Genomic DNA, 19,263 nt, shown 5'->3' with positions numbered 1-19,263 from the left:
GGTTAGGTTAAAAAAGATTTATTCAGAGTAATTCTCAGTAGCAAAAACCAATTTTTCGAACTGGTAATTCTGTTTTTGGCTCGCCAAACACAATAACCATTTGATGTACAGCCTCTGTTATTGGCGTCTGGATTCTTAAATTGAGTCCGAGTTTTGATAAAGCATTCTTGAATGTTGTCATTCTTGAGTAATCATGCATTGATATTACGAAGAGCCCTTTTCTTACCAGTTTGGTTATCTCTTCTTGAAGTTTCTTTTCCCGGTCGAATGAAAAGTCAGGATAACCGACTGCGTACACGGGACCTTTGGAAGGCTTTGGGATGTTCAAGTTTTCAATTTTCCCAACCATGCCAACAACCAATGTTGGAGGTATCCCTTTCTTTTTGTAAGTGTTATACAGTGAAGCATTTCCCGAGGCTACGGGAACGTCGAATCGCTCACAAGCGTCTCTTAGCCCTTTCATCTGTCCTGCCAAGCCCAGTGGTTCGATGTCTGGATCTGCGTAGTTTATACCATCGGTTATCGCAACAGGATTTGCACCAACAGATAAGGTCTTTCTAATGGCTTCCAGTACGGTTATGTATGCACCCCAGTATGGATCTTGTGCGCCTAAATCGGCTCGGCTATGGATTACGAGTGAATATCCTAACGCTGAGCTCTTGACCCTCATTACCGCAGGTCCTAAGCCTGGTGGTAGTATTGTGTCGGTCCCTACCATGTAGTCGTACCTTTCAAACACATCGTGTGCATCAACGTTCTTGAATCTGATCCATCTGAACTTTCTGAAAGGTGCAGGTGTATAATCGTAAATTGGTTCCTCAGGTGATTCTTCTAACAGTTTTGCTGGTACATCAAGTATGACTTCATCTTTATACTTAGCCACGTACCTTCCATTGTCGGTAACTTCAGCAACAATATCACCAAAGAGCAGATGTTTTCTTGCTATCCTCAAAACTTCTTCTGCCTTTTCCGCTGATGTGACAACCGCCATGCGTTCTTGACTTTCGCTTATCAGGATTTCTATTGGCAACATGTCAGATTCTCTAAGAGGAACTCTTTCAAGATGTACAACGGCACCCAATCCACCACGTGCAACGAGTTCACTTGTGGCGGACAGCACGCCACCAGCGCCAAGGTCTTGCGCACCTTCAACGAGCCCTTTTTCCACCATCTCAAGAAACGCTTCTATTAGCAACTTCTCAGCAAATGGATCTCCTACCTGAATGGAAAGTTTTGTGGCCTTTTCACCTGTTAAATCTTCTGAGGCAAAAGACGCACCGTGTATTCCATCCCTGCCGGTAGCTCCACCAAATATGACAATAACTTGTCCGGGTTTGGAAGCTTTAGAAGATATGAGGTGTTCGTTTTTACCCACTCCAACGGCCATAACGTTAACGAGAGGATTGTGTTTGTAGTAATTCGATATGCGCAGTTCTCCACCGACGGTTGGAACACCAATGGAATTTCCGTAGTCGGATATACCTTCGATGATTCCGTCTATTATTCTATCCATATGAAGAGAATCCAAAATCGCCGTTGGTCGTGCGCCCATGGCGAGCACGTCGCGAATAATTCCCCCCACCCCAGTTGCTGCGCCGTTGAAAGGCTCAATTGCGCTTGGATGATTGTGACTCTCGACTTTGAAAGCTAAGAAATGATAGTCATCGAGCGTTATTATCCCGGCATTACCTCCAGCTCCAACTTTTGGCAGCTGTCTTATATAGCCTTTTGTATGGGAATACCCACAATGTTCGCTCCACATCACGGTAAACGCTTCTATCTCTTCCCTTGTTGCTTTTCTCCCCAATTTCGATTCAAGGACGTCTAAGTACTTCATCCCCTAACACCACCGTTAGTTTTGATGTAATTAAATGCCGACAAAAAGACCCTCAATCCATCGTCTGAGCCGAGTACCTTTTCCATCGCACGTTCCGGGTGCGGCATTAAACCAAAGACGTTCTTGTTAACATTAGTTATCCCTGCTATCAGCTCGTCGCTTCCGTTGACATCTTCCACATATTTCATAACTACGTTAACATCGTCTACCTTGACGTACCTTCCAAAACCGTGAGCTATGGGTAGTTTGATTCGTTCACCTTTTAAGAAGTAGCTGGTAAATGGCGTTGAATTATCCACAACTTCTAAATCGACGATTTTACATATGAATCGGCCGTTGGAATTTTGAAGAAGCGCTCCGTCTAAAAGTCCCATTTCTACGAGTATCTGAAAGCCGTTACAGATGCCAATAACAAGCCCCCCACGGCTAACAAAATCTTTTATCTTTTGAGCTATTGGTTCACGCGCCGCAACTGCCCCGACTCGCAGATAATCTCCGTACGAGAATCCACCAGGTAGAACCAGCAAATCAGCGTCGATTTCTGAGTGGATATCTATGAATTCTGCATCAAAGCCGACGTATTTACAGGCCCAAAGGGCGTCTCTATCACAGTTGCTCCCAGGATAGACAACTACCTGGGCTTTCGGGATGTTCATATCAGTCTCACCTCATATGTTTCCGTAACGGGGTTAACCAGAAGTTCTTTGCAAGCCTTTTCTACCAAAAGCCTTGCCTCTTCTTCATTTTCTGCTTCCACCTCGAGATGTATAGATTTTCCTAATCTCAAGGAACTTACTGGTATGGAATACTCCTCGTTGAGCACCCTTTTTATAGTTTCTCCCCTTGGGTCACGCACATTGCTTTTGTACTGGATATCGACTACAAAAGTATACTTCTGCATAAGTTCAACACCACCTCGTATTTTTCCATGGGATTTCCAAGGTCTCTTCTGTAGATGTCTTTGTCAAAAATCTCTCCAGCTTTTCTAAGGCGCATCGTGTCCGGTGATATCTCATCACCAAGACAGATATTCCCAGCCTCGTCGAAACCGTACTCGAACTTTATGTCCCAGAGTTCAAATCCATGCAAGGAGAAGAATTCCTTCAAAAAATTAGCTGCCTGCTTGGCTTGATTGATAATCTTGACGGCATTTTCTCTGTCCAAAATACCGAGCACTTCGAGATGTTCAACGCACATCAATGGGTCGTGCATGGCATCGCTCTTGTAAGTGAATTCCACAAGAGCTTCAGGTAGATCTTCCCCTTCCGTTCCCCCGTACCTTCGCACAAAGGAACCAGCTTTCTTGAATCTTACAATAACCTCAAGAGGTATCATCTTTAACTTACGCGCGCGGATTTTGTTAGGTGGGATGTAGTTGATGAACATCGTGTAGACGCCCTTGGTGTTTAGATAATGCATCAACCGTGCGGTGGTTTCTGAACAGAACTGCCCTTTTGAAGTCAGAACATCATGTTTTGCGCCATCCCCAGCGGTAATATCGTCCTTAAACGTTAAAATAACGCTCTGGCCATCTTCCGAAAGTTCAACAATTTTCGTTTTTCCTTCGTACAAAAACGTTCCGGACATCCTTGTTCACCTCTGAGAGTTAGATTTTAGGTATTCCAAATATCCCAACCTTTCTAATTCACAAGCCTTCTCAACTACTTCCTGCCTCATGCGTTCCTTGTAGGCTTTTAGCTTTTCCCTAAGGTCTGGGTATTTTACACCGAGTATAGAAATTGCGAGTAGACCAGCATTTCTTGCGTTGTTGATAGCAACGGTGGCAACTGGTACACCTTTTGGCATTTGGACGATCGAAAGCAGTGAGTCGAGCCCTTCCAGATTGGAACCTTTCACAGGAACACCTATCACGGGTAAAGTTGTTATCGATGCGGTCATTCCGGGCAAGTGCGCAGCACCGCCTGCGCCCGCTATTATCACTTCTATGCCTCTTTCTTCTGCCGTTTTTGCGTATTCGAACATCCTTTCAGGAGTTCTGTGGGCTGATACAATAGTGATTTCATATGGAACACCGAACTCTTCAAGCACTTGCGCAGCCTCTTTCATGATAGCAAGATCAGAGTCACTACCCATTATTATACCAACAAGCGGCTTTTGAACGTTGTCAACGTTATTCAAGATACATCACCTCGAAATATGCGTTTATTCAGAACCTTCTGAGATAATCTTAACACTATCTTTTAATCTTTTTGCTTTTCCAATTGCAGAATCTAAACTTTCGTCGATTATAGTTACATGTCCCATTTTTCTAAACGGGCCTGTTGTAGATTTCCCATACCAATGCAGATAGGCTCCGTCGGTTCTTAAGATTTCCTCGAGCCCAACGATGGCTGGTTTACCGTAGTAGCCAGGTTCACCGAGCAAGTTTATCATAACGGCAGGTGAGTGCTGTTTTGTGGAACCCAACGGTAAGCCTGCGATGGCTCTGAGATGCTGTTCAAACTGGCTTGTGTAACACGATTCGATTGTGTGATGACCGGAATTATGAACTCTCGGTGCGATTTCGTTTACAAGTATATCTCCGCTCTTGGTAAGGAACATCTCGATGGCAAAAACCCCCACAGCTTTTAAATTGGAAAGGACAAAAGAATTAATAACATCAAATGCGATCCTCTTTGCCTTTTCTGAAATTTCTTCCGGTATCCGAGCAGGTGAAATGAGCATGTCTAGGATGTTCGACCTACTATCAAATACCATCTCAGCCACCGGATATGACTCCACGTTACCTTCAAGGTCTCGAGCGACTAAGACGGCGATTTCCTTCTCTATTTCGATGAATTCTTCAAAGAAGGAATCGGTTTCTAAGACCTTATGTAAGTCATTTTCGTTTCTGATTACCGCAACCCCTCTCCCGTCGTAACCGCCCTTTCTTGCCTTTTGAACTAAAGGGAATTGTGGGAGTTGATTTCTTTTTGATTTGTAGGCAACAGTTTCTTCTTTACTGACTTCACATATCAGTTTTGATGTGGGGATGCCGTGACTTATCAGATGGACTTTTTGCTTGAGCTTATCGTTTATTAGTTCAAGGAGGGCAGGTGATGGGAGAATGTTTATTCCTTCTTGCTCGATGCATTTTAAAGTCTCGGTATCGGTGTGCTCAATTTCGTATGTAACCACATCTGACTTCTTTGCAAGTTCCAACAACTTCTCCTTGTCGTAAAGTGAGCCAACTATTAACTCATCGCATATCGAGGAAACCGGACAGCTTGGATCTTTATCGAGCGCAATGATTCTTAAACCCATCTCTTTTGCCTTCAGTGTTAACATCTTTCCAAGCTGTCCTCCACCTATAATACCAACGGTCTTGATAGGTAAGGAGTGTGCAACTTTCTCAGTCGATCCAAACATTTCTTAAATCCCCCACGGCTTTATGCGGCTTTCTTTTTCTATCATTTTTCTAATTTCTCTGGAATTACAAGGTTAGCTATAATACCAACGATTGCAGCAAGAGCCATACCTTTTAGCTCAACGACACCTATTTTGATGCTTGCCCCACCTATACCAAGTGTTAGGATAAGTGCGGCAATGATCAGATTTCTGGATTTCGAGAAATCCACTTTTGCCTCAACGAGCGTGCGCACACCAATAGATGCGATCATACCGAAAAGGATCAAGCTTACACCACCAATTACAGGAGTAGGTATAGTCTGGAGAACCGCACCGAATTTTGACAGAAAGGCAACGAGCATGGCAAGGAGAGCAGCACCGCGCAAGATAGATGGGTCGTACACTTTGGTGATAGCTAATACTCCGGTATTTTCACTGTAAGTTGTGTTAGCAGGTCCTCCAAGAAGTCCTGCAATCATCGTAGCCAAGCCATCTCCGAGAAGTGTTCTGTGGATACCTGGCTTTTCAAAGAAATTCTTTCCGACAACTGCACCATTCGTTGTTATATCTCCGATATGTTCCATCACTGTAACGAATGCAACGGGTGCTATCAGGCTAATCGCTCCAGCATCAAACTTTGGGAAGGTGAAATTTGGAATTGAGAACCACGATGCATTTACTATAGGTGAGAAATCTACTATACGTGAAAGGATCGAGGTTATGTATCCAACAAAGACACCCGCGAGGACGGGGATAAGAGAGAAGAAACCTTTGAAGATTGTTGCAGATGCGATAACGGTAATGATTACTACGAATGCGATAGGCCAATTCGAAGAAGCCATATTGACTGCAACGGGACTCAACCCAAGACCAATTACCATTATCATCGGACCAGTTACAACAGGGGGGAATAGTTTCTTCACTATGTTTGTCCCCAGCAGTTTTGTAACCAATGAGAAAATTAGATAAACAGAACCTGCCACTACGATTCCGCCAAGGGAGTAACGTATATCTCCGTATTTTTCTTTAACTAATATGACAGGAGCTATGAAAGCGAAACTTGAACCTAAGAAGACGGGCACGATACCACCAGTTAAAAAGTGGAAAACCAGTGTTCCAAGTCCCGCGGTAAAGAGTGCTACAAGCGGGTCAAGTCCTGTAAGGAGCGGAACTAAAACGGTGGCACCAAACATAGCGACGAAATGTTGAAGTGAAAGCAGAAATCTCTTTGAGGCAGGTAAATCAATTCGGTGGGTAACGTTGGAAGCAAAAGAAACATCATTTGCCGATTCAGAATTACCAAAAATGACGTCTTTTTCCATCTTTTCTCCTCCTTTCTCGCCTCGCTGGACGAGTTTAAAGGTTTTTGAGTTCCTACAGCATTATATTACCACACACGTTTTTAGAAAGTCAACGTTAAGAAAAAAAGACAAATGTAACGAAAACTTGCTAAGTGACTCGAAGGAGAAGTGAAAATCTAACATCGACAACTGCTATATTAGAATAACAGGATAATCATTTTCCGGATGATGTAGTATATGAACGGAAATTCCGTAAACACTGTCTATGATTTCTTTCCTTATCACTTCTTGAGGTTTCCCCATGACGACGATTTTTCCATCGTTCATAACGCATATTTCATCGCAGTATTTCGCGGCTAATGATATGTCGTGGAATGTTGCGATTATTGTCTTCCCGTTTTTGGTAAGTTGCTTTAAGTAGTCCAAAACTTTGACAGCTTGGCCCAGATCAAGGTGATTAACCAATTCATCTGCAATAATGATAGGTGTGTTTTGATATATCGCACGTGCGATCAAAACCCTGCGCTGTTGACCTCCACTTAAGGTAGAAAATATTCTTTTTCTGTACTCAAGCAAATCAACGGTCCTAAGTGCGTTCTCGAGTTCTTCTTCGTAGACTGGTGTTTCAAAAAAGTGTACGGAACGAGCAATGCCACCCATTTCAACAAGTTCTTCAACCGTGAAATCGTATGCTGGATTGAAATCTTGCGCAATATATGCTATTAACTGGGCAATCTTTTTGTGCGAAAGTTTAGACACATCGTTGTGATTAACAGTAATCTTACCGCTTTCTGGTCTTTGAAATTTCATGATCAGGGAGAGCAAAGTTGTTTTTCCTGAACCGTTGGGACCGATGATACCGAAAAAGCTACCTTTTCGGACAGAAAATGTTATATCTTTCAGTTTGAAGTTCGGGTAGGAAAAACAGAGATTTTCAGCCTTTAATATGATTTCATTGCCCATCAGACACACCTCGAAAAGTACTTTTTCTCACTTTTTGTTGTCTGTTACCCCAAAAAGAGGTGGTAGTTTATCTGTACTACCGCCGTTCGAATTAGAAAGCGCCCCCGTTAAACTACTCGTTGATGTGTTAGAAGCATTCGCCGTTTCTGTAGCACTTGGTGCTGGATTCGACAAACTTTGTTCGAATAGGTCTGTTTGTGTAGCACTGTTTGATAGCGAAGCGTAATCAGAGGTATTTGGAGAAGCGTTCTGCTGTTTACTTTTAAGTTCCGCGATGTGTAGACCTTCATAATACTCGTACTGCTTTAGTATCATTTGAGCGTATGATGTTTTGTTCTTGCCGTTGTTGTACATTTCTAGTGCTTTTTGGAAACTACCTGTCTTTTTGTAAAGATAGGAAATATACGCTGTGCCGTACGTTATGTTCATCCAGTGATTTGTGAGTAATTCATCCCATCCGTTCTTTGGTGGTTCCAAACCGAGTAGCTTAGATATATTTTTGGCGGTGGAAATCGAAATTTGCATCATACCAACAACATCTCCACCACCTTTTACATTGGCGAAGTTACTTTCCACAGAGATTAGCGCAGCTATCAATGTTGGCGGAACTTGGTACTTTGTACTTATGGTATATACCGCATTCCACAGGTCGTTTATGAATTCTGGCGCAGTCTTTAAATTTATACCTGCTCTTTTTTTAACTACCGCGTTTTTAAACCATTCTGGTGTTTGAATCTGATTGCTGGATTGATTTTCCTGACCGAAACCAACAATGCTTGCCAAAACAAATACGAAAAGCAAGAGCATGAAAACGCTCAATTTAATCATTCGTGAGAAGACCACCAAAATTTCACCTCTTTCTTTAAATAAACAAGTCTCATCGATAGAACTTGACAGTCAACAGTGCAACAATCCAACCAAGCAAAAAGCCATAGATAGCTTCCATAAGCGTATGTCCCTTATTCGGGTCTACATTCCTTCTTAGACCAACGGCGTCTGCTGTCGTAATGGCTAAAAAGATTGCAGCTATAGCCGTTAATGATGAGTCGAATCCTGTGGTGTAACCTACAGCCCATGCGAGTGCTGAAGTGGTAGCAACATGTGCACTTGGCATACCACCATACCTACCAAAGACGCGAAAATCTTTGTATATTATTACCTTAATAAACTGAGCAGATAGAAAGCCGAAAAAAGCAGCCATAAAAGATGGATTCTTTGACAAGCCTATTAACCAGCTCATTGTACTTTTTCCTCCAACTAAAAAGAATCAGTATTCTCTCAAAGTTTCGTCATTTGATGTTCCATCCTCCGGTTTTTTCGGAGGAATCAGGAAGGAACGCTTAAGATACAGCAGATTCCCCTCGCTTACGTCGCGGAACTCCATTACATCAAAAATGCGCTGGATGATGTAAACCCCAAGCCCACCGGGTCTAATGTCGTCCAAGTTCCGAGGTTTGACTTTTGTGGGATCTACTTTTGGGCCAAAATCGCGAAGTAATACTTCGAGTGTGTTGGGCTCTACCCAGTTCATAGTCATAACAATGTAGTTTGGTTCGCCTTTGTACGTATGCTGAATTATATTAGCAATGGCCTCATTTACGGCCAATTCTGTATCAAATATGTCCTTATCGAATACGCCCCTGAATGTTAGGAACGTGTGTATCACAACCCTTGCCAATTTTATGTTTTCGGTGAGTGCTCTAAATGATATCGTAACTGTCTGGTTCAAAATCTCCTCCTCCCCTCGACTTGGCGACGATTATGCCAAGCGCAACCGTTTCAAGTCTTGAAAACGGGTCAAAGTACGTCTCAGTTCTGAACTCATTCAGCTTTCTTATTATACCAGAAAAATACTTTTCCTCAAAATCTCCAACAAGTACGTACTTCACCAAATCAGTCCACTTCCCGAGGTCAATGTTGTCGGTTTCCAGTGCTAGCCTCGGCAACTCGTTATAAGCTCCTCTTGCAAACCATCGAGCTATCAAAAGCGCTTGTCTCAAACCTTCTTCAGGTCTTTGAACTACACTTGAAAGACAGTATCCGAGCTTTTGCCTTACTTTTACATTGCTCGGTAGTAGATGAATATCGACGTGGTTGTACGATACAACACCGAAGGTTATATTAGATAAAGAGTACCTTGCGAATTCCTTTTCTTCGACGGTGTTGTACTTTACGACCAATATCCTGAACTGTTTCAATTCAGTGCGAAAATGCTTAGCAAGTTCTCTTATTTCCTCAGGATAAGTGAAGTGCTTTAAAATAGAATTGCGGATGTATTCGTTGAGCAACGTATTAAATACCTCTTTATCGTCATTTATTTCGATAAGAACAGTAAAGTCGCCGATACTTACGGGCACAAATGCGTGCTTTTCACCGCCTGAATCATATTCCACCCTGACCTTTGATGCAAAGGCGATGGAAGCGTACTTTCTTTTTTCTTCTTCAACTTCTTCTAAATTGTAGTATATCTTCATACCTCAACCTCACTTTTCGTAATTTTCCAAGCGGTTTCTCCGTCGGAGTGCCTGATTGAGTAGATGCAGCCGCAGTAGTTTTGCCTGTAAATCCCAAGTTTTCGTACAAGCTTTTGTGCATCGTTGTAGAGCGGACTTTTTCGATATACGTTTGGTAGAAATTCAATACCGTGTTGTTTTTCTAACTCCTTTCCGATTCTGTTAATCATCTCTACGGATTTTTTCGGTGATGATGTAAGTGTTGTTGAAACGCTCTTGTAACCGTGCTGTTTTGCGTACTCCATTGTTTTCTCAAGTCTCATCCTTATACAGATTTCGCACCTTAGACTGCCTTCGGGTTCTTTTTCCAATCCTTTTGTGAGTTTGAAAAATCGTTCAGGATCGTACGGAACTTGGATAACATTCATCTGAAATAAAGCAGCGACTTTGAAAACTTCGCTATACCGCTTTTCGTATTCGCTTTTTGGATGGATATTCGGATTGTAAAAGAAAATATCACCACGGGCACCTGACAAATATGAAATAACCAAATCAGGTGCGCAGCACACGTGGAGTAAATGGCAACCTTTTACATCATTTTGAACGATAAATTCACTCTCTGTTTCAATTGCTCTTTCAGTCATTCGTTCACTATCCTCACCAAATATACTCAAAATACCTTCTTTGAGTCGAGTAACAACGTGACTGGTCCGTCGTTTTGTATTTCAACAAGCATGTGGGCAGCGAAAATACCGGTTTCCACATGGACACCATAGCTTTTCACCAGTTCTATGAATTTTTCATAAAGGGCTTTAGCCAGATCGGGAGATGCACTATCGGAATACGAAGGTCTTCGACCCCTTCGGCAGTCACCGTAAAGTGTGAACTGTGATACAATCAAAGCTTCCCCTTTCACATCGAGCAGAGAGAGGTTCATCTTCCCATTTTCATCATCGAAGATCCTTAGATTGACGATTTTTTCAGCTAAGTACTTCGCATCCTCCTCGGTGTCGTCTTTCCCAACTCCGAGCAAAACGGTAACACCGGTCGAAATCTTCCCGACGACTTCGTTTTCCACAGTAACACTTGCCTTTGATACTCTTTGAACAACCGCACGCATCTTATCCGCGAACCACCTTTCTAACTCCCGGGGATGATTTGAAGTATTCCATTATATCCTCCAGTTCCTCAAGAGATTTAACTGTAACACTGAGCGATATAATCACAAAATCGTCTTCTACGGATTCGAATTTGAAATTTCTGACTTCAATTTTCTTTTCCATTGTTTTTGAAAGTAACTCTGGAACACGTTCCTTCTTATCGAGTTCCAGCTTCACCAAAACGCCGAACTGAGCGGTTATATCCGAGCGCCAAATGGCTGGGAACTTCCTATCCGGTCCAAGGGAAGCAACGTTCGGACAATTCGATCTATGGATCACAATTCCCCTCTTACTGGAAACTCCGACGATCTTATCCCCCGGAATCGGGTTACAACATTTTGCAAACAGAGTTTCAAGTGTTGCAAGGCCATCCACTATGACAAGAGAGCCTGTACTCTTTTTCTTTGCCTTTGCTACCTTCTTTTTCGGAGGTTCTTTGAAACCGACTATCAAGAGCAGTTCTTCCTGTGTTATCGTTTTGTCTCCGAGTCGAATTATGAACTCTTCTTCATCGATTTGGTGAGCACTTATGTATTTCTTAATCTCCGGTTTATTTAGCAGGTCCTCGATAGAGATGTTCATCTTCTTCGCAACTCTGCGAAGAACGTCTTTTCCTCTCTCAATGAGTTGCTCTCTTTCCTTTTCTTTGAAGAACCTTTTGATCTTTGCCTTTGTTCTGGGGCTTTTCGCATACCGGAGCCAATCGAGGCTCGGGCCCGGCGAAGATTTGTTGACTATAATTTCTACCACATCTCCGTTGTTTAACTGATAGTCAATGGGCACGATTTTCCCATTCACCTTGGCGCCCGCATAGTGGTGGCCTACTTCTGTGTGTATGGCGTAGGCGAAGTCTATAGGAGTAGCACCGTAAGGCAAGTGGATGATTTCCCCTTTGGGAGTTAAAACGAACACTTCTGACATCTGTAATTCCTTTTTCAAATCTTCTATACTCGCATAGCCTTGGGCGAGTTCCTTACGCCATTCCGCAAGCCTTAAGATCCACTTTTGTTTTATATCTACAATCGCTTCTCCGCTTTTGTAAGCCCAGTGTGCGATAAGACCGTATTCAGCCTCTTCGTGCATCTGCTTGTCACGGATTTGGATTTCCAAAGGTTCGCCAAATTGGGTGATAACCGTCGTATGAATTGATCTATAGCCATTTGATTTCGGCGCAGCGATGTAGTCCTTAAACCTTCCTGGTAATGGCACCCAAAGGTTATGGACCACGCCAACAGCGGTGTAGCACGTTGTGACATCGGGGACAATCGCTCGCAAACCCATGAGGTCGTACAGTTCGTTGAAATCTTTACCTTTTTGAATCATCTTTTTCCATATGCTGTAGTAATGTTTATACCTTCCTTCAACTATTGCATCTATGTTGTGCTCTTGGAACGATGTCTGGAGTTGTTGAATGTATTTCTTTAACCTTTCTTCTCGTTCGACCTTCTTTTGAGAGACGAGTTGCTTTATCTTCTGGTATTCATCGTAGTGCAGCACTTTAAAGCTCAAATCCTCCAACTCGGACTTAATGACATTTATACCAAGTTTGTGTGCTATGGGAGCGTAGACTTCCAGCGTTTCCATTGCCTTATATCTTTTCTTTTCCTCATCTTCCACAAAATCGATTGTGCGCATATTGTGGAGCCTATCAGCGAGTTTAACAAATATCACCCTTATGTCCTCTGCCATGGCAAATAGCATCTTTTGAATGGTCTCAAGCTTTTTCTTCTGCTCAACATTCCCAACAGGTGCGTTTATCCTGCTGACCTTTGTGACACCGTCTACTATCTTGGCGATGTCTGCCCCGAATGCCTTTTCTATCATCTCGTAAGTCACTCGGCCTTCGCTATCTTCAATTGCATCGTGCAACAACGCAGCCACTATGCTATCTATATCGAGTTTCAAAGAAGCGATTATCTTTGCGACTTCTATAGGATGGGTTATAAAAGGTTCTCCAGACTTTCTGTACAGTCCGCGATAAGCAACTTCCGCCATGTCGAAAGCGTGCAAAACCACATCTTTCTCCTCGTCTCCAAGTTGCCTTCCAAGGAGTGATTCTATCTCAGATATGAAATTTTCCCTGTCGTATTCACGAATAGCTCCTGTAACATTAACCCTTGTTGTGTTGGCTCTCATGTTCTCAACGTTCTGCGTCTGAACTTGACTTTTCCTGTTTTCTTGTGTTTCCAAACAGATACCCTCTTTCTTCTTTCTTAAATAACTAATTTTTTCACCGCATCGAACTTTTCTTTGTCAGCAACGTGCAGATATATGCTTGTAGTACTCAAATTTGCGTGTCCCAGCAATTCCTGGACAATCTTGACGTTTACGTTGTTCATAACTAAGTGTGTTGCAAAGGTATGTCTCAACGTGTGCGGATGGATACGCTTTGTTATTCCAGCACGCAACGCTGCTCTCTTGACAATTCTAAAGACCGTCGAAGGGTGTAACGGTTGACCTTTATTTTCGAAGAAATAGATCTTCGGCTTGTACTTTTCTACATATCTTTCCAACAATGGGACGACATTTTCGCTTATAGGAACCAACCTGTCTTTGTTCCCCTTACCCATTATAACTTTGACGTACGGTGGGTAGAACGAAACATCCTCGACACGCAAATTGCAAAGCTCACTGACTCGAAGCCCGCAGAAATACAAAAGTGAAACTATGGCTTTATACTTAAGCTTTCGTTCTTCATCGTAAACAGAAAGTAAAGCTTTAACTTCCTCGAGTGTCAAAAAGCTCGGTATCTTCTTCCTCAGCCTTGGATGTCTAACCCGTTCCATTGGATTTTCTTCAACGACGCCTATCAGTTCGAGGTAATCGAAAAACGTTCTAAGCGAAGAGATATACCGCGAGACCGTCGACTCAGTTACCGTTTCCCCAGTTATATCACCCTTTGAGAGTGCTTTTACGAATTTTTCAACATCTGTACGTTCAACTTCCTTTGGGGACTTTCCAAGGTATTCGAAGAACCTTTTAATATCCTTCATATAAGCCTTTACTGTATTTTCTGAACTTCGTCTCACATGTCTTAGGTAATCTTCAAAAGTTTTCAGTAAAGCTCCAATGTCGATAGGAATCCCCCCAAGAGATTTTACCAGCCTTTTTCAATACTTAATCACCATTCTTCTTGTCTTCTTGATTAGAAGTCAGTATTTCATAGGCCTTTTTTGCTGCATCCTTTTCCGCATCCTTCTTTGATGCACCTGTGCCCGTTGAAACCCTTTGACCTTGCAGATACAGATCGACTACGAATCTTCCATTTTCATCCTGTTTAACAGTTCTGTACTCAGGTAACTCTCTGTACTTTTCCTGTGTAATCTCTTGCAGAGCGGTCTTATAATCAAAAATCCTTTGCCCTGTCAGAAAGACTTCAATGGCTTTTTCAAACTTTCCACCGAAAATCTCCTTTACTTTTGCCAATCCAGCATCAAGATAGATAGCTGCACAGACCGCTTCAAAAGTGTCAGCTACTATACTACTCCTTGTTCGACCGCCAGTTTTCTCTTCGCCTTTGCCAAGGAAGATGTACTTACCGAGTTCATACTGGCTGGCTATCTCGGTAAGAACTTCTTCGCTGGCAACGGCTCCCTTAGTCTTTGCCATTTCTCCCTCTGTTGCTTCTGGGTATTTGTTATATAGTATATCACAGACGACCAATTCTACTACAGCATCTCCTAGAAATTCCAACCTTTCGTTGTTCTTTATATTCCTCCCGAGTTGGTTCACTTCGTAGGCGTAACTGGAATGGCAGAGGGCATTGAACAAGAGCATTGGATCTTTGAAATGATATCCGAGTTTTTCTTGAAGTTCTCCCAGTATTCTTCTTTCTCGTTCTCGTATGTCGTCCATTCACGCACCTCCACAACGTGAAAAGTTCTGAGTTTGTTGTTTTTCGTTTCGTGCCATTCAACCTTGATTGGTACGGCAAATTCCGGCTTTAGTTTGCCTTCAGCTATCCAGTATCTTGATTCCTCAACTCTGTAAATCGACGGATTTGCAACAGCTACCAAAACCAAAGGCCTGTCAGCGACAACCACTTCGTCAATTACTTCAATTTTTCTCAACTCTTCAGCTAAATCATAAACCTCCTTTCTGAAAGGTTTGACGTTGATGACCGCGATGTTCTTAGATAGCGGACCGATTATCTTAACATTCGCAATCTCATTTCCTTGAGGGAAGTACTTCAAGACCAACTCATTTGCAACAACTGTTGCCTGTCCGTGATAAGAGGGATTTGTCATGGGTTTCAGTAAGTGCTTGAGTTTGCAGCCTTCCCTAGTAGCGTGTTCTCCGATTCTTCGGATACCTACACCGTAGTCGTCAAGAATCGCTTTTATTTCATCCTTGGTCAAATCACCAAGAGGTGCGTACATTCCGTTGAATACTCTTAAGCCTGTTTTTCCCCAAGTGTCTGATAAATTTGAGCCGGTCACAACTATACGACCATTTGCGTATTTCAAAACGGTTCCCATCTTGATCGTTTTCGTGCACATGTTACAGGATGGCCCTGTCTTCCAGATTTTCTCTTGTCCGAAATTTTCAACGAATGTAAGCTTGAAACCGTGGTTTTCTGCAAAATCAGAAACTATTTTCAAGGCGTTAGAATACGTATATGGGCCGTAGACTACATGAACAAGTTCAACGTGCTCTTTTCCAAGTGCCTCGGCACACAGCAATGCTGCAGCTGTACTGTCCATACCTCCAGAGAACGCTACAACAAAATCCATGCCATACTGATTTGCAACCTCTCTTATCTCATTTATGATTTCTTCCTTAGATTTCACTGGCATCGATTTTTGCACCTCTTCTGCTTTCTTGCTTTTTCTAATATTCTACCATATTTGAGAGCAAAATTGAATAGCACGAAGCTTTTGTGAAAACATAGTTTGAAGTGGCATAATAAAAATGTTTTAATGTAACTTTCTATGCTTTCAAGAAGCAAAAAGCCGTGGTAAACTTAGAATGGGAGGTGACAGTATGTTGTCTGACATCGAAATCGCAAAGAGTGCCAAACTGAAGGATATAAGGGAGATTGCGGCGTTGATTGGAGTTCCAGAAGAGAAATTGAAGCTGTACGGCAATTACATTGCGAAAGTGGACAACAAATATTTGAAGGAGCTGGAGTCTCAAGGAAGGAAAAATGGAAAGTTGATACTTGTTACCGCGATTACACCAACACCGGCTGGTGAAGGGAAGACGACAACAAGCATAGGGTTGTCAATGGCATTGAATAAAATCGGAAAAAAATCAATAGTGACACTTCGAGAACCTTCCCTGGGTCCTGTTTTTGGTGTGAAAGGCGGTGCCGCAGGTGGGGGATATTCGCAAGTCTTACCGATGGAGGATATAAACCTTCATTTTACTGGAGATATACACGCAGTTACGGCTGCGCACAACCTAATATCTGCGATGATAGACTCGCACGTAAACCATGGCAACGAACTAGGGATAGATATCCGAAAAATCTATTGGAAGCGCGCAATGGATATGAATGATAGAGCTCTCAGGCAAATTGTTGTGGGGCTTGGTGGAAGTGCAAATGGTTACCCAAGGGAAGATGGATTTTTGATTACCGCTGCTTCCGAGATTATGGCAACTTTGTGCCTTGCTTCAGATATTGCGGATTTGAAAAGAAGGATAGGCGAGATAGTTGTTGCACAGAGTGAAAATAAAGGTCTCATAAGGGTGAAGGACCTTGGTGCACAGGGAGCAGTAACTGCTCTGTTGAAAGACGCGATTAACCCAAACCTTGTGCAAACAATTGAAAACACTCCGGCGTTTGTTCACGGTGGACCATTCGCAAATATTGCACACGGAACCAACACACTTATTGCAACAAAATTGGCGCTTAAATTGGCAGATTACGTAGTGACTGAAGCGGGGTTTGCAGCCGATTTGGGTGCTGAGAAGTTCTTAGACTTCGTCGCTCCGACGGGTGGACTGTTTGTCGATGCGGTTGTCTTGGTTGCTTCCATAAGAGCTTTAAAATACCACGGAGGAGTTTCAAAAGAAGAGCTTTCCAAAGAAAACGTAGAAGCTGTAATAACAGGAATGGAGAATTTGAAGGTCCACGTTGAGAATTTGCAAAAATATGGTGTTCCTGTTGTCGTTGCGCTCAACAAATTTGAAAGCGATACAGCGCGAGAGATAGATGCAGTCGTGAATAACAGCCCAGTTCCGTGTGTACTTAACGAAGCGTACGCAAAAGGTTCGCAAGGGGCTATTGAACTTGCAAAGACTGTAGTTGAAACGATCGAAAAAATACCAAGCAACTACAAACCACTTGTCCCTATGGAACTACCGGTTGAACAAAAGATAGAACTCATAGCGAAGGAAATATACCGTGCTGGTAAGGTCACATATACAGAAACTGCGAGAACAAAGTTGAACATGCTTAAAAAGAACGGATTTGGAAACTACCCTGTGATTGTGGCAAAGACTCAAAACAGCATTTCCGATGATCCAAAGAAGATAAATGCGCCAAAAGGGTACGAATTTACAGTTAGAGATTTCCAAATCAGCTCGGGTGCAGGTTTTGTTGTTGCGCTTGCTGGAGAAATTATGCTCATGCCCGGCCTTCCGAAAGTGCCTGCGGCAGTGAATATCGACATAGACGAGAATGGAGAGATTACAGGTTTGTTCTGAGAAACGATTGATGTATATGAACGCATAAGCAAAGATAAATAAACATCTAAGAGAAAAAAGAAGATTTTTAGCCTTCTTTCAATGTAAATGTGATACCCTTCACAAAATGAACGTTGATACTTTGGCCAAGCTAAAAGATAATAGACTTGGAAATGATAAATCTTTGCAATCTACACGCTGGCACGTAGTTGCGCCAGCATCAAAAATCAGGGAGGTTGTGAAAAGATGAAGCTGAGCACGATGGGTAACCTCAAACCATTTGGACCACTCTATGAAAATGCTCAGAAGCAGTTCTTAAAAGCGGCAGATCTGATGGACCTTGACCCAAACATTGGGAACTTTTTGCTGTGGCCACAGAGAATTCTAGAAGTCCACTTCCCAGTAGTAATGGATGACGGAAGAGTAGAGATATTCGAAGGTTACAGAGTTCAGCACAACACAGCAAGAGGTCCAGCAAAAGGTGGTATCAGGTATCACCCCGATACGAACCTTGACGAAGTTGCATCACTTGCGTTCTGGATGACATGGAAATGTGCTGTTATGAACCTCCCATACGGTGGCGGAAAAGGTGGAGTTAGGGTAGATGTAACTCAGCTGTCGGAAAAGGAACTTGAAAGACTCAGCAGAAGGTTCTTCTCCGAAATTCAAGTATTGGTAGGACCTCAGAAAGACATCCCAGCTCCAGATGTAAACACGAATGCAAAGATAATGGCTTGGTACATGGACACCTACAGTATGAACGTTGGTTACACAGCCCTCGGTGTTGTTACCGGAAAACCACTCGACCTTGGTGGTTCGGAAGGTAGACCAGAGGCAACAGGACGTGGTGTTGCAATAACAGCTAATGAAGCATGCAAAGCGCTCGGTAAAGATATATCCAAGGCAACAGTGGCAATTCAGGGGTTTGGTAATGTCGGTTCTTACTCTGCGAAGATACTGAGTGAAGAATTCGGTGCAAAAATTGTTGCAGTCAGCGATGTAAGTGGCGGGCTTTACAACGAAAACGGGCTTGACATCAACGATCTCATCGCTTACCGCGATGCAAACAAGGGGCTCATCAAAGGTTATCCAAAAGCCAAACCGATCACAAACGAAGAACTACTCGAACTTGATGTGGACATCCTTGTTCCAGCAGCACTTGAAAATGCAATCACAGAAAAGAACGCAAGCAACATCAAAGCGAAGATCATCGTCGAAGGTGCAAACGGTCCAACAACCCCAGAGGCGGAAGAAATACTCATAAAGAAAGGTGTTCTCATAGTTCCAGACATCCTTGCAAACGCTGGTGGTGTTACGGTCTCCTACTTTGAATGGGTACAAGACCTCCAGACGTTCTTCTGGGACATCGATGATATTAGAAAGAAACTCACAAAGATGATGGTCAACGCCTTTGCAGAAGTCTACAAGACGAAAGAAAAATACAATACAGACATGAGAACGGCAGCATACATCGTTGCAATCAACAGAGTTGCAAATGCTGTCAAGGAAAGAGGATACTATCCAATGTAATAAATAAATTCGGTAAATTCTTGGAGCCCCTAAAATTGGGG

The 19,263-nt window shown here is 42.8% G+C and carries 20 protein-coding genes; 2 read left to right on the top strand and 18 right to left on the bottom strand.

Translation table 11 applies throughout. The features are described from left to right. Positions 1-34: 34 nt before the first annotated feature. From purL to CBS1_RS04255, 18 genes are all read right to left on the bottom strand, one after another. Entirely contained in the window at positions 35-1,837 is a 1,803-nt protein-coding gene (gene purL / locus CBS1_RS04340; protein WP_033191993.1) for a phosphoribosylformylglycinamidine synthase subunit PurL, read from the bottom strand. After that, complete coding sequence (gene purQ, locus CBS1_RS04335) at positions 1,834-2,493, bottom strand: phosphoribosylformylglycinamidine synthase subunit PurQ (protein ID WP_033191992.1); 660 nt, start codon at positions 2,491-2,493, stop codon at positions 1,834-1,836. The genes purL and purQ overlap by 4 nt, the downstream gene beginning before the upstream one ends. Continuing rightward, a complete protein-coding gene (gene purS, locus CBS1_RS04330; protein ID WP_033191991.1) occupies positions 2,490-2,738 on the bottom strand; it encodes a phosphoribosylformylglycinamidine synthase subunit PurS in 249 nt (82 codons plus the stop codon). The genes purQ and purS overlap by 4 nt, the downstream gene beginning before the upstream one ends. After that, positions 2,717-3,424 carry a phosphoribosylaminoimidazolesuccinocarboxamide synthase gene (locus tag CBS1_RS04325; protein ID WP_033191990.1) on the bottom strand — a complete coding sequence of 236 codons (708 nt, stop codon included), beginning with the start codon at positions 3,422-3,424 and terminating at the stop codon, positions 2,717-2,719. Before CBS1_RS04325 ends, purS begins: the two co-directional genes overlap by 22 nt. Before the next feature lie 6 nt (positions 3,425-3,430). After that, on the bottom strand, positions 3,431-3,931 hold the full coding sequence (gene purE / locus CBS1_RS04320) for a 5-(carboxyamino)imidazole ribonucleotide mutase (RefSeq protein WP_033192682.1): 501 nt from the start codon (positions 3,929-3,931) through the stop codon (positions 3,431-3,433). Positions 3,932-4,000: 69 nt separating this feature from the next. After that, positions 4,001-5,206: a 5-(carboxyamino)imidazole ribonucleotide synthase gene (locus CBS1_RS04315; protein WP_090221990.1), complete on the bottom strand. Its 1,206-nt coding sequence runs from the start codon at positions 5,204-5,206 to the stop codon at positions 4,001-4,003. A gap of 41 nt (positions 5,207-5,247) precedes the next feature. Continuing rightward, positions 5,248-6,507, bottom strand: a complete 1,260-nt coding sequence (locus tag CBS1_RS04310; protein WP_090221989.1) for a uracil-xanthine permease family protein — start codon at positions 6,505-6,507, stop codon at positions 5,248-5,250. A gap of 171 nt (positions 6,508-6,678) precedes the next feature. After that, positions 6,679-7,449: an ABC transporter ATP-binding protein gene (locus tag CBS1_RS04305; RefSeq protein ID WP_090221987.1), complete on the bottom strand. Its 771-nt coding sequence runs from the start codon at positions 7,447-7,449 to the stop codon at positions 6,679-6,681. A 27-nt stretch (positions 7,450-7,476) separates the two neighbouring features. After that, positions 7,477-8,277, bottom strand: a complete 801-nt coding sequence (locus CBS1_RS04300; RefSeq protein WP_090222022.1) for a transglycosylase SLT domain-containing protein — start codon at positions 8,275-8,277, stop codon at positions 7,477-7,479. A gap of 49 nt (positions 8,278-8,326) precedes the next feature. Beyond that, on the bottom strand, positions 8,327-8,689 hold the full coding sequence (locus CBS1_RS04295) for a divergent PAP2 family protein (protein WP_033191988.1): 363 nt from the start codon (positions 8,687-8,689) through the stop codon (positions 8,327-8,329). 27 nt (positions 8,690-8,716) lie between these two features. After that, complete coding sequence (locus CBS1_RS04290) at positions 8,717-9,178, bottom strand: ATP-binding protein (protein WP_090221985.1); 462 nt, start codon at positions 9,176-9,178, stop codon at positions 8,717-8,719. After that, positions 9,150-9,923: a DUF4940 domain-containing protein gene (locus CBS1_RS04285; protein WP_090221983.1), complete on the bottom strand. Its 774-nt coding sequence runs from the start codon at positions 9,921-9,923 to the stop codon at positions 9,150-9,152. Before CBS1_RS04285 ends, CBS1_RS04290 begins: the two co-directional genes overlap by 29 nt. After that, positions 9,920-10,546: an epoxyqueuosine reductase QueH gene (locus tag CBS1_RS04280; RefSeq protein ID WP_090222020.1), complete on the bottom strand. Its 627-nt coding sequence runs from the start codon at positions 10,544-10,546 to the stop codon at positions 9,920-9,922. The genes CBS1_RS04285 and CBS1_RS04280 overlap by 4 nt, the downstream gene beginning before the upstream one ends. Before the next feature lie 26 nt (positions 10,547-10,572). Next, complete coding sequence (gene dtd, locus CBS1_RS04275) at positions 10,573-11,022, bottom strand: D-aminoacyl-tRNA deacylase (RefSeq protein WP_090221981.1); 450 nt, start codon at positions 11,020-11,022, stop codon at positions 10,573-10,575. A 1-nt stretch (position 11,023) separates the two neighbouring features. Continuing rightward, entirely contained in the window at positions 11,024-13,198 is a 2,175-nt protein-coding gene (locus CBS1_RS04270) for a RelA/SpoT family protein (protein ID WP_052107286.1), read from the bottom strand. A gap of 77 nt (positions 13,199-13,275) precedes the next feature. Further along, positions 13,276-14,121 carry a site-specific tyrosine recombinase/integron integrase gene (gene xerA, locus CBS1_RS04265; RefSeq protein ID WP_033191984.1) on the bottom strand — a complete coding sequence of 282 codons (846 nt, stop codon included), beginning with the start codon at positions 14,119-14,121 and terminating at the stop codon, positions 13,276-13,278. 58 nt (positions 14,122-14,179) lie between these two features. Continuing rightward, on the bottom strand, positions 14,180-14,908 hold the full coding sequence (gene rnc, locus CBS1_RS04260) for a ribonuclease III (protein ID WP_164969284.1): 729 nt from the start codon (positions 14,906-14,908) through the stop codon (positions 14,180-14,182). After that, positions 14,791-15,858: an adenine nucleotide alpha hydrolase family protein gene (locus tag CBS1_RS04255; RefSeq protein ID WP_164969242.1), complete on the bottom strand. Its 1,068-nt coding sequence runs from the start codon at positions 15,856-15,858 to the stop codon at positions 14,791-14,793. Before CBS1_RS04255 ends, rnc begins: the two co-directional genes overlap by 118 nt. Before the next feature lie 187 nt (positions 15,859-16,045). Here CBS1_RS04255 and CBS1_RS04250 point away from each other — a divergent pair, with 187 nt between their 5' ends. After that, entirely contained in the window at positions 16,046-17,713 is a 1,668-nt protein-coding gene (locus tag CBS1_RS04250) for a formate--tetrahydrofolate ligase (protein ID WP_090221976.1), read from the top strand. Positions 17,714-17,938: 225 nt separating this feature from the next. After that, positions 17,939-19,222, top strand: a complete 1,284-nt coding sequence (locus CBS1_RS04245; RefSeq protein WP_052107200.1) for a Glu/Leu/Phe/Val family dehydrogenase — start codon at positions 17,939-17,941, stop codon at positions 19,220-19,222. Positions 19,223-19,263 lie beyond the last annotated feature (41 nt).

Source organism: Fervidobacterium changbaicum, assembly GCF_004117075.1.
Taxonomy (GTDB): domain Bacteria; phylum Thermotogota; class Thermotogae; order Thermotogales; family Fervidobacteriaceae; genus Fervidobacterium; species Fervidobacterium islandicum.
This window is presented reverse-complemented; position numbering and strand designations above follow the sequence as displayed.